A 1,827-nucleotide genomic window follows, 5' to 3' on the forward strand; every position below is an offset into this window, starting at 1 on the left:
CGGATAGGAGCGTGCTGGCTTCATCCGCTTACGATAGCCGCGAAAGCCTCAAGTTCATAACACGCTCTAGCATGGGGCATGCGTAAAAATGGATGCTGCCATAGGATTTGGCTCACCATTGGAAGCTTCGCACCTCTCCAGTCAAAAGGATGATCGATGAATCCAAGACACGCACTATCCCTGACCATGCTCATCAGTATCGTCGGCATTTCCACCACCCTGGCCGCCACACTCCCGATCACAGAGATGGGCTCGACGCCAGTCGACGCACAGCCAGACGCAGCCGCGCTGGGTGGCGCAGAACTGCACAGCCTCACCGCAGGCAGCGCACACGCGCCACGACTGATTACCCTGGCCGCACCCGGCAGTATCGAAACCGCCGAGATGAAGCAATTGCGAAGCCAACAACTCAAACAAGGATTACCGCTGCAAATCGGTTTCTCACGCGACACCGACAAGCCAGACATCGACCTAAACCATCTACATTGGCAGATGTTGCCCAATGGCGCGCAGGTGAGCAGCTTCGAGATCGTGTCCGACGATGCAGTGGCGATGCGCGCGCAGTTGCAACTCAGTGGTCGCGGGATCCGACCAGACGATCCACGCAACACAACGCTACGCTTTGCTGGCGATGACGGTCGCGTGTTCGAACAGAACGGTAGCGACTTCACCAGTGGCACTTCTGGATGGTCAGCGGCGGTCGCTGGCCCGCGCATGCTGGTAGAGATCGAACTAGCGAAAGGCCAGTCCCCGCAGAACCTCGCATTGAAAATCCCGAAAATCTCGCACATGGACATCAGCCCTGTCGCCAGCGACACGACGATAAAAACAATGACCGACGATAGCGATTCGTGCCAACACGACATCGTTTGCCGCGCCAATCCGACACCCGGTTTCACCTCGGCCACCAAAGCAGTGGCCATTGTGCTATTCACTATCGACAAGGGCACCTACTTATGTACCGGCACCCTGCTCAATAACAGCAACACACCGAAGAAATTCCTGTTCTGGACCGCCGCGCACTGCATCAGCAAAAAATCCGTCGCAAATACCGTACAGACCTACTGGTTCTACCAGACAACCACATGCGGTGGCTCAAAGATCAATCCGGACTACATCACACTCAACGGTGGCGCCTATCTGCGCTACACCAACATCACCCGCGATACGTCATTGCTGGAGCTGAAAACTGCACCGCCGAGCGGGGCATTTTTCGCTGGCTGGAGCAGTGCACCGATCACTTCGATCGGCACCGCAATCGAAGGGATCCACCAGCCCAGAGGCAGTGTGAAGAAGTATTCGTTGGGCAATGTCACCGCCCTATCCAGCTCGTATTTGCACAAGTCACCGCTGTACCAGGTGATATGGAAGACCGGCGTTACCGCACCCGGCTCATCCGGCTCAGGCCTATTCACCGTCAACAGCAATGGAGATTATCAGTTGCGCGGCGGCCTGTTTGGCGGCGATTCATTCTGCAACAAACCGAACAATCCAGATTATTACTCGCGTTTATCGGACGTGTATCCATTGATCAAGCAGTATCTTGGGCAATAGGCCAAAGTCCGCCGATCTGGGGCATTGCTGTTTCTGCGCCAAGGTAGACCGGCGCTCAACTGAGACCGGCTCACAACACGAATGCGACGCCAACACATGGGGCGCACGGAGCTCGGATCTTCATGCAGCACGCGGACACCGCGGCTCCTGCGCGCCGTCCGCACCCGCCTGGCGGCGGCTGGCGATGTTTTGTTCACCGCTCTAGAGCGTGTTATGAACTTGAGGCTTTCGCGGCTATCGTAAGCGGATGAAGCCAGCACGCTCCTATCCGAC

Annotated in this window: 1 protein-coding gene and 1 other RNA gene; both read left to right on the forward strand. The window is 56.8% G+C overall.

Annotated elements, in window-relative coordinates:
- Positions 1-156: 156 nt before the first annotated feature.
- The gene (locus tag XALGPE39_RS00035) at positions 157-1,554 is read left to right on the forward strand and encodes a trypsin-like serine protease (RefSeq protein WP_045726471.1); all 1,398 of its coding nucleotides are present in this window, start codon (positions 157-159) and stop codon (positions 1,552-1,554) included.
- A 122-nt stretch (positions 1,555-1,676) separates the two neighbouring features.
- Positions 1,677-1,752, forward strand: a non-coding RNA gene (locus XALGPE39_RS14955) — sX9 sRNA.
- The last annotated feature ends 75 nt before the right edge of the window (positions 1,753-1,827 follow it).

Origin of the sequence: Xanthomonas sp. GPE 39, from assembly GCF_000963005.1 — a bacterium.
Lineage (GTDB): Bacteria > Pseudomonadota > Gammaproteobacteria > Xanthomonadales > Xanthomonadaceae > Xanthomonas_A.

Bases quoted from the DNA above. Each gene is read 5' to 3' on its own strand.
- XALGPE39_RS00035 (WP_045726471.1), top strand. From the start codon at position 157: ATGAATCCAAGACACGCACTATCCCTGACCATGCTCATCAGTATCGTC.